This is a genomic window from Phytobacter sp. V91, assembly GCF_965644225.1.
In the GTDB taxonomy this organism is placed as follows: domain Bacteria; phylum Pseudomonadota; class Gammaproteobacteria; order Enterobacterales; family Enterobacteriaceae; genus CBFFRJ01.
Genome location: NZ_CBFFRJ010000026.1, coordinates 36476 through 46332, shown reverse-complemented (window position 1 = coordinate 46332; position 9857 = coordinate 36476). Strand labels below are relative to the sequence as shown.

The 9857-nt window shown below is 52.2% G+C and carries 8 protein-coding genes; all 8 read left to right on the top strand.

Going from position 1 to position 9857, the window contains the following annotated elements; translation table 11 throughout:
* Positions 1-446: 446 nt before the first annotated feature.
* The 8 genes from leuL (at position 447) to ACSZO4_RS07595 (ending at position 9857) form a co-directional block, all read left to right on the top strand.
* Entirely contained in the window at positions 447-539 is a 93-nt protein-coding gene (leuL, locus tag ACSZO4_RS07630; protein WP_350029007.1) for a leu operon leader peptide, read from the top strand.
* 91 nt (positions 540-630) lie between these two features.
* Complete coding sequence (gene leuA / locus ACSZO4_RS07625; RefSeq protein WP_437888283.1) at positions 631-2208, top strand: 2-isopropylmalate synthase; 1578 nt, start codon at positions 631-633, stop codon at positions 2206-2208.
* Entirely contained in the window at positions 2208-3299 is a 1092-nt protein-coding gene (leuB, locus tag ACSZO4_RS07620; protein WP_437888282.1) for a 3-isopropylmalate dehydrogenase, read from the top strand. The genes leuA and leuB overlap by 1 nt, the downstream gene beginning before the upstream one ends.
* A gap of 2 nt (positions 3300-3301) precedes the next feature.
* Positions 3302-4699: a 3-isopropylmalate dehydratase large subunit gene (leuC, locus tag ACSZO4_RS07615; protein ID WP_437888281.1), complete on the top strand. Its 1398-nt coding sequence runs from the start codon at positions 3302-3304 to the stop codon at positions 4697-4699.
* A gap of 10 nt (positions 4700-4709) precedes the next feature.
* Complete coding sequence (gene leuD, locus ACSZO4_RS07610) at positions 4710-5315, top strand: 3-isopropylmalate dehydratase small subunit (protein WP_437888280.1); 606 nt, start codon at positions 4710-4712, stop codon at positions 5313-5315.
* A gap of 412 nt (positions 5316-5727) precedes the next feature.
* Positions 5728-7725 (top strand): FAD-dependent oxidoreductase, encoded by a 1998-nt coding sequence (locus tag ACSZO4_RS07605; protein WP_437888279.1) that lies wholly within the window; start codon positions 5728-5730, stop codon positions 7723-7725.
* Between the two features lie 45 nt (positions 7726-7770).
* Entirely contained in the window at positions 7771-8634 is an 864-nt protein-coding gene (locus ACSZO4_RS07600; protein WP_437888278.1) for a shikimate dehydrogenase, read from the top strand.
* Positions 8635-8645: 11 nt separating this feature from the next.
* Positions 8646-9857 carry an MFS transporter gene (locus ACSZO4_RS07595; protein WP_437888284.1) on the top strand — a complete coding sequence of 404 codons (1212 nt, stop codon included), beginning with the start codon at positions 8646-8648 and terminating at the stop codon, positions 9855-9857.

Genomic DNA, 9857 nt, shown 5'->3' with positions numbered 1-9857 from the left:
TCGTAGCGAGCCATAGTTCAATATGTTGTGGAAACAGACAGTTACTATAACTCAGGTGATTAAGGGACACAGCCTAGTGTCATTAGCCAGAACAGCAGTTATCGCACGGGTAGAGCAAGCATGAATACTATAATTAAATTATATTTTATAAATTCAATGAATGATTCATGAAATCAAGCGAACAGTTTTTTGCACCGCTAATTGAAATCCAGCCATGGTTATCATGGCAATATATATTTGACGCAATGTCCATCATTAAAGAACAATTCCCTCGGCACATTCAACAAATCCTAAACAGCTTATTTCGCCCTTTGGCACAAAGACAGCATAACCAACTAAAATGAGACGCCGTTTTCAACCTGTTTTTTGCGGCTTTTATTGACCTAAGGGTTGACTTTGAATTCCTTATCCAGTACCACTAAAGGCATATCGCATTCATCTGGAGCATGGTCATGATTCGCAATGTTCGCTTCCTCGGTCTACTACTACTAAACGCATCCCATGTGCGCGGTAGACCGGTGGACGACGCTCAGCGTTAATCATCCTCCAGTTAACACTAAGAACCCGCGCCCTGGCGCGGGTTTTTTTATGCTCGTAGCAAGGCGCCCTGAAAAAGATAAGGACCAATCCATGAGCCAGCAACAACAAGTCATTATTTTCGATACAACCTTACGTGATGGTGAGCAGGCGTTACAGGCAAGCCTGAGCGTCAAAGAGAAATTGCAGATCGCGTTAGCGCTGGAACGTATGGGCGTTGACGTTATGGAGGTCGGTTTTCCGGTATCCTCTCCGGGCGATTTCGAATCCGTGCAGACCATTGCTCGTCAGGTGAAAAACAGCCGTGTTTGCGCACTGGCACGCTGCGTAGAGAAAGATATTGATGTCGCTGCCGAGTCACTGAAAATCGCCGAAGCATTCCGTATTCATACCTTTATTGCCACCTCGCCGATGCATATCGCCACCAAGTTGCGTAGCACCCTGGATGAAGTGATCGAGCGCGCTATCTATATGATTAAGCGCGCACGCAATTACACCGATGACGTTGAGTTTTCCTGTGAGGATGCCGGGCGAACTCCTATTGCTGACCTGGCACGCGTGGTTGAAGCGGCCATCAACGCAGGCGCGAAAACCATCAATATTCCGGATACCGTCGGTTACACCATGCCCTTCGAGTTCGCGAATATTATTTCCGGCTTGTATGAGCGCGTACCCAATATTGATAAAGCGATTATCTCCGTCCACACCCACGATGACTTAGGTCTGGCCGTCGGCAACGCCATTGCCGCAGTGCATGCCGGAGCACGCCAGGTTGAAGGCGCGATGAACGGTATCGGCGAACGTGCCGGTAACTGTTCACTGGAAGAGGTCATCATGGCCATCAAGGTGCGCAAAGACATCATGGACGTGCACACCCGCATTAATCACAACGAAATCTGGCGTACCAGCCAGACGGTCAGCCAGATCTGCAACATGCCGGTACCGGCGAATAAAGCGATTGTCGGCACTGGCGCTTTTGCCCACTCCTCCGGTATTCACCAGGACGGCGTGCTGAAAAACCGCGAAAACTACGAAATCATGACCCCTGAATCTATCGGCCTGAACCAGGTTCAGTTGAATCTGACCTCCCGTTCCGGTCGCGCAGCGGTGAAACACCGTATGGAAGAGATGGGTTATCAGGAAACAGACTACAGCCTGGATAATCTGTACGACGCCTTCCTGAAGCTGGCGGACAAAAAAGGTCAGGTATTCGATTACGACCTGGAAGCGCTGGCATTCATCAATAAACAGCAGGAAGAGCCAGAGCATTTCCGCCTGGATTACTTCAGCGTGCAGTCCGGCTCTAACGATATCGCCACCGCGTCAGTCAAACTGGCTGCCGGTGACGAAGTGAAGGCGGAAGCGGCGAACGGCAACGGTCCGGTTGATGCGATTTATCAGGCAATCAACCGCATCACTGAATACAACATTGAACTGGTCAAATATGACCTGACCGCCAAAGGCCACGGCAAAGATGCGCTGGGCCAGGTGGATATTGTGGTCAACTATAATGGTCGCCGTTTCCATGGCGTCGGGCTGGCAACGGATATCGTTGAATCCTCAGCTAAAGCGATGGTGCACGTCCTGAATAACATCTGGCGCGCCGCGGAAGTCGAAAAAGAATTGCAACGCAAAGCTCAAAATAAAGAAAACAATAAGGAAACCGTGTGATGTCGAAGAACCACCATATTGCCGTTTTGCCGGGGGACGGTATTGGCCCGGAAGTGATGGCGCAAGCACTGAAAGTACTGGAAGCCGTTCGTAACCGTTTCGCCATGCGTATCACCACCAGCCACTATGACGTGGGTGGTATCGCCATCGATCATCATGGCAATCCGCTGCCGCAGGCAACGGTTGAAGGATGTGAGCAGGCCGATGCCATCCTGTTTGGCTCCGTCGGCGGCCCAAAATGGGAAAACCTGCCTCCCGCTCAGCAGCCTGAGCGTGGCGCCCTGCTGCCGCTGCGTAAACATTTTAAACTGTTCAGCAACCTGCGTCCGGCGAAGCTGTACCAGGGGCTGGAAGAGTTCTGCCCATTGCGTGCCGACATCGCCGCAAACGGTTTTGACATTCTCTGTGTGCGTGAGTTGACCGGCGGCATTTACTTTGGTCAACCGAAAGGTCGTGAAGGCAGTGGTCAGCATGAGAAAGCGTTTGATACCGAGGTGTATCAACGTTTTGAGATCGAACGTATTGCCCGTATTGCCTTTGAATCCGCACGTAAGCGCCGTAAAAAAGTGCACTCCATTGATAAAGCTAACGTATTGCAGACCTCCCTGCTGTGGCGTGAAATCGTCAATGAAGTGGCACAGGAATATCCGGATGTTGAACTGGCGCATATGTATATCGACAACGCCACCATGCAGTTGATTAAAGACCCGTCCCAGTTTGACGTGCTGCTCTGCTCCAACCTGTTTGGCGATATTCTCTCTGATGAGTGCGCGATGATTACCGGCTCGATGGGTATGCTGCCGTCTGCCAGCCTGAATGAGCAAGGTTTTGGTCTGTACGAACCAGCAGGCGGCTCAGCACCGGATATCGCAGGTAAAAACATCGCCAACCCGATAGCGCAAATCCTCTCCCTGGCGTTGCTGCTGCGCTACAGCCTCGACGCAGATGACGCGGCAACCGCCATTGAAAGCGCCATTAACCGTGCATTAGAAGAAGGCGTGCGTACCGGCGATTTGTCCCGAGGCGCTGCCGCAGTCAGTACCGATGAGATGGGCGATATCATTGCCCGTTATGTCGCCGAAGGGGTGTGATCATGGCTAAGACCTTGTACGAAAAGTTGTTTGATGCGCACGTAGTCTACGAAGCGGCAAACGAAACCCCGTTGTTGTATATCGACCGCCATCTGGTGCATGAAGTGACATCACCTCAGGCGTTCGATGGCCTGCGTGCGCACAAACGCCCGGTGCGCCAGCCAAGCAAGACCTTTGCCACCATGGATCACAACGTCTCAACCCAGACCAAGGATATCAATGCCTCCGGTGAGATGGCGCGTATCCAGATGCAGGAACTGATTAAAAACTGCAAAGAGTTCGGCGTGGAGCTGTATGACCTGAACCACCCGTATCAGGGCATCGTGCACGTGATGGGACCGGAACAGGGCGTGACCCTGCCTGGCATGACCATCGTCTGTGGCGACTCCCATACTGCGACACACGGCGCATTTGGGGCATTAGCCTTCGGTATCGGCACATCCGAAGTTGAACATGTTCTGGCGACCCAGACCCTGAAGCAGGGCCGCGCCAGGACCATGAAGATTGAAGTCAAAGGCAAAGCTGCGGCGGGCATCACCGCTAAAGACATCGTGCTGGCCATTATCGGCACCACCGGCAGCGCGGGCGGTACCGGCCATGTTGTGGAGTTCTGCGGCGAAGCCATTCAGGCGCTGAGCATGGAGGGTCGTATGACCCTGTGCAATATGGCCATTGAAATGGGGGCTAAAGCGGGTCTGGTCGCACCGGATGAAACCACCTTCAACTACGTTAAAGGTCGTCTGCATGCGCCGAAAGGCAAAGATTTTGACGATGCCGTGGAATACTGGAAAACCCTGAAAACCGACGATGGCGCTCAGTTCGATACCGTCGTGACCTTGCAGGCAGAAGAGATTGCTCCGCAGGTCACCTGGGGCACTAACCCAGGCCAGGTCATTTCCGTGAATGACAATATTCCCGATCCCGCTTCCTTTGCCGATCCCGTTGAACGTGCATCAGCAGAAAAAGCGCTGGCCTATATGGGTCTGCAACCTGGCGTACCGCTGACCTCTGTTGCTATCGATAAAGTCTTTATTGGTTCCTGCACCAACTCACGCATTGAAGATTTGCGCGCGGCGGCTGAAGTCGCTAAAGGGCGTAAAGTGGCTCCGGGCGTACAGGCGCTGGTCGTCCCTGGCTCCGGCCCGGTAAAAGCTCAGGCTGAAGCTGAAGGACTGGATAAAATCTTCATCGAAGCCGGTTTTGAATGGCGCCTGCCAGGCTGCTCAATGTGCCTGGCAATGAACAACGATCGCCTGAACCCGGGTGAGCGCTGCGCATCGACCAGTAACCGTAACTTTGAAGGCCGTCAGGGCCGTGGTGGTCGCACACATTTGGTTAGCCCGGCAATGGCCGCCGCTGCCGCGGTGAGTGGCCATTTCGCTGACGTTCGCAGCCTGTAAGGAGATAATCATGGCAGAGAAATATACCCAACATACTGGCCTGGTTGTCCCGCTGGATGCCGCCAACGTCGATACCGACGCCATTATTCCAAAACAGTTTTTGCAGAAGGTCACGCGCACCGGCTTTGGCGCACATCTGTTTAATGACTGGCGCTTCCTTGATGATAAGGGAGAAGTACCGAACCCGGAGTTTGTGCTGAACTTCCCGGTATATAAAGGCGCTTCCATTTTGCTGGCCCGGGAGAACTTTGGTTGCGGTTCATCACGTGAGCACGCGCCCTGGGCGCTGACAGACTACGGCTTCAAAACCGTGATTGCGCCGAGCTTCGCAGACATCTTCTATGGCAACAGTTTTAACAACCAACTGCTGCCGGTGAAGTTGAGCGATGAAGAGATCGATGAGCTGTTTACCCTGGTCCACGCCAGGCCGGGTATCTCGTTTGAAGTAGATCTGGAAGCCCAGGTGGTGAAAGCCGGAGACAAATCCTACAGCTTTACCATTGATGCCTTCCGTCGCCACTGCATGATCAACGGCCTGGACAGCATCGGACTGACCTTGCAGCATGAAGAGGCCATTGCAGCCTACGAGAACAATCAGCCTGCGTTTATGAACTGATTGCGCGCCTGATAATCTCTGCCCGGCCAAAGCGCCGGGCATTTTTGTTTAATTTTCGCCCGGCATAATAGTGATCTACATCACAATTATCGACATTAATCCATACCATAAGAAAGGATATTTGATTTTCTAAAAATAAGTTATCGCCGTTTTGCCATTCATTCCCGCCTGACCGCTGACATTTTTGTATCAACTCGCCAGCACAAGTAAAAATACGGATTAATTATTTAATATATAAATACCAGCATGTGAAAAAACGGTTAATTGCATAGAAAGACCCTATGGTTTCATGCAAAAAAAAGCATTATTTTTCCCTCTTCCCCCTCGTTATCTTTCCCGCAGAAACATATTAATTTTGGATATATCAGAAGTACCGCATGTCGGCCTTCGGGATATCCTGTGGAGAGGAACAATGAGCCACTATCAACACCTTTTTAGCCCGCTTACCATCAACGGTATGACGCTGAAAAACCGCATCATCATGCCGCCGATGGGCACCAACATGGCGACCCTGAACGGTGAAGTCTCCGGCGAACAGCTTGAGTACTACGAGCTGCGGGCAAAAGGGGGTACTGGCTTAATTACAATTGAGAATATTTGCATCGATTTTCCTTTTGCCTCTAATGGCACCACACAGTTACGTATCGATAACGATCAATATATTCCCGGCTTATTTAAATTAACGGAAACATTACATAAACATGGCGCCTGTGTCTCTATTCAACTTAACCATGCAGGTGCTTCCGCTTATCCTTATCGCCTGAATGGCGAACAGCCGCTCTCTTCCTCAACAACCCCGTCGAAAAAGAACGGTAATATTCCACGGGCAATGACCCGGGAAGAAATTTATCATGCGGTGGATAAATTTGGCGAAGCGGCTGAACGCGTCAAACGAGCCGGTTTTGACTGCGTGGAAATTCATGCCGGTCACTCATATTTAATCAGCCAGTTTTTGTCCCCGCTGTTCAATAAGCGAACCGACGAATTTGGCGGCGACGTCGAAAATCGCGCCAGAATGCTCTGCCTGGTGGTGGACAAAGTGCGCGCCAGCGTCGGCCCCCGCTTCCCCATCAGCCTGCGTTTTAGCGCTGATGATTTCCTCAAAGGCGGGAATACGCTGGATGATACCTTGCGCATGCTTGCGCTCTGCCAGGATAAGGTCGACATCCTCAACGTTTCCGCCGCGCAAAACGACAGCCTCAATCTGCAAATTGACCAGATGTCTCTCGAGGATGGCTGGAAAAGGTACCTCTCCCGCGCCGTGCGCGAGAAGTTTAATAAACCCACCGTGATCGCGGGCAACATCCGCACCCCAAAAGTCGCCGAAGATATTATTGCCAGCGGTGATGCCGACCTTATCGCCATTGGTCGCGGGCTGATTGCCGAGCCGGAATGGGTACAGAAAGTGCAGCAGGGCAACGAGCGTCTGATGCGTAAATGCATCTCCTGCAATATTGGCTGCGCCGATCACCGTATTGCCCGCTCTCGCCCCCTGCGTTGCTCAATCAACCCGGACATTATTCATGGCGATGCCTACAAACAGCGCAAAGTTAACCGTGATACCCGTGTCGTGGTGATTGGAGCCGGAACCGCAGGGATGGAAGCGGCCTGCACCGCTGCGGAAGTGGGTTGCCATACCTGGTTGCTGGAGAAAAGAAACAGCCTTGGCGGCCTGGCCAGCGAAATATCGCTGCTGCCGGAGAAAAAGCGCATCGCTGACTTCCCGCAGTTTATGAAAAACCGTATCTCAGGCCTCAATAACCTGCTCCTTCAGGTAGGCCAGGAAGCCAGTGTTGAAACGATCGCAGAACTGCATCCTGACCTGATCATTAATGCCACCGGTTCCACTCCCCTGTTACCACCGATTAGCGGCCTGCTGGAGTGCATTGATGTCGAAGGCGGCAATGTCTTCTCCATTACCGGCATGATCCATCATCTTGCGCGGTTTGCCGATGCCGAAGGTAAGCGCATCGCCGTGGTGGGCGGCGGCGCAGTAGGCCTGGACGTTATCGAATATTTCTCCGGCCGCGGGGCCCGAACCACCCTGATTGAGATGCAGGATGCCCCGGGACGCGATCTGGATATCATCACCAAAAACGCCATGTTGGCCATGCTGGATGAACACCAGGTGGAACAGCATATGCAAACACAACTCGTCAGCGTCCATCCGGACCATTTCAGCGTCAAAAAAGCCGACCGCGCTTATGACATTCCCTTTGATTACGGCTTTGTATGCCTGGGAATGCGCGCCAACAGAAACGGCCTTGATGAAGTCCAGCACTGGGCCAGCACCCGGCAGATCCCGGTAATGAATATCGGCGATAGCGTGATGGCGCGCCGCATTATCGATGGCGTGCGCGAAGGGCGCAACGTGCTGGAATCCCTGCAGGACATGGGTGTCCTGGGCTGACGGCAACGAAAAATAATTCCATTTCCAATAATTGAGGACTTTATCATGGCAGAACGTATTACTGGTCACACTGAGCTGATTGGACTGATTGCTACTCCGATTCGTCACAGCATGTCGCCGACCATGCACAATGAAGCTTTCGCCCATCTGGGCCTGGATTATGTCTACCTGGCGTTTGAAGTGGACAACCAGGAGCTGAAAGACGTTGTCCAGGGCTTCCGCGCGCTGAAACTACGGGGTTTTAACGTCTCCATGCCGAACAAAACCGCGATTTGCCAGTATCTGGACAAACTGTCCCCGGCGGCGGAACTGGTTGGCGCGGTCAATACCGTTGTTAACGATAACGGCGTGTTAACCGGCCACATTACCGATGGCACCGGCTACATGCGCGCACTTGCTGAAGACGGCATTGATATCATCGGCAAAAAAATGACCGTACTGGGCGCAGGCGGCGCAGCAACAGCCCTTTGTGTGCAGGCTGCGCTGGATGGTGTGAAAGAGATCTCTATCTTCAACCAGAAAGATAAATTCTTCGCTAACGCAGAGCAAACCGTCGCCAAGATCCGCAATAACACGAACTGCGAAATCCACCTGTTTGATATTGCCGACCACGACAAACTGCGCCAGGAAATCGACAGCAGCGTGATCCTCACCAATGCCACCGGTGTCGGCATGAAACCCTTTGAAGGCCAGATGCTGCTGCCGAATGACAGCTTCCTGCGCCCGGACCTGATCGTCTCTGACGTGATTTACAACCCGCGCAAAACCCACCTGCTGCAAGTGGCTGAGAAGAAAGGCTGCCGCACGCTGAACGGCCTGGGAATGATGCTCTGGCAGGGCGCAAAAGCATTCGAAATCTGGACAGGCAAAGAGATGCCGGTGGATTACGTCAAGAATGTCCTTTTTTAAGGGGCGAAATGATGAAAAATAAATATATCCCGACCGCGGCCGGGCTGTATCTCAACTACCTGATCCACGGCATGGGGGTACTGCTGATTACCCTCAATATGGCGAATTTGCAGGAGCAGTGGGGAACGGACAGGGCCGGTGTGTCGATTGTTATTTCGTCTTTGGGTATCGGTAAACTCGCCACCATCGTGACGGGTTTTCTCTCCGATCGTTACGGACGTAAGCCCTTTATCTATCTGGGTATCCTGAGTTATTTGCTCTTTTTCTTCGGTATCCTGCTGACCAAAAATATCTATATCGCCTACTTCTTTGGCATCCTCGGTGGGATGGCGAACAGCTTCCTCGACTCCGGCACCTATCCGGCGTTAATGGAAGCATTCCCCAATTCGGCAAGCCGGGCCAATGTACTTATCAAGGCCTTTGTCTCTGCCGGGCAATTCCTGCTGCCCTTTATCATCGGTCTGTTACTTTGGGCCGATATGTGGTTTGGCTGGTCATTTATTATTGCGGCAATACTGATCGTAATCAGCGCTGTCTATCTGATAAAAATGCCCTTCCCCGATCACCGGGCAGCAAAGCAGAGCGTCGAAAAATCCACCGTCAGCGCCGGGCAGAAGTCTGATGCCAGTAGCCTGGATATGCTGATCTTCACGCTGTATGGTTATATTGGCATGGCGACCTTTTATCTGGTCAGCCAGTGGCTGGCGCAGTACGGTCAGTATGTTGCCGGGATCCCCTACGAATCAGCCATAAAATTGCTGAGTATCTACACCGCGGGTTCACTGACCTGTGTGTTCTTCACTGCAACCTTTGTGAAAAACGTCATCAATTCTGCCGTGGCGATGGTTATCTATACCGGTATTTCAATGGTTTCATTACTGGTGGTTTGCCTGTATCCCACTGCATTTATTGTGACCGGTTTCGCATTTGTCATTGGTTTCTCGGCGGCGGGAGGCGTGCTGCAACTGGGGGCAACCATTATGGCAATGAGCTTCCCGAACGGGAAAGGCAAAGCCACAGGGATCTTCTACACCGCCGGTAGCATTGCCAGCTTCACCATCCCATTGATTACCGCAAAACTGTCGAAAATTAGCATCGCCAGCATCATGTGGTTTGATTTAATTATCGCCATCATCGGCTTTGTGATCGCCCTGTACATCGGGTATCGTCAGTTTCAGGTTTATGCTGCCAGCAAAACTGCGCGCGTCACGGCGACCGTCTGA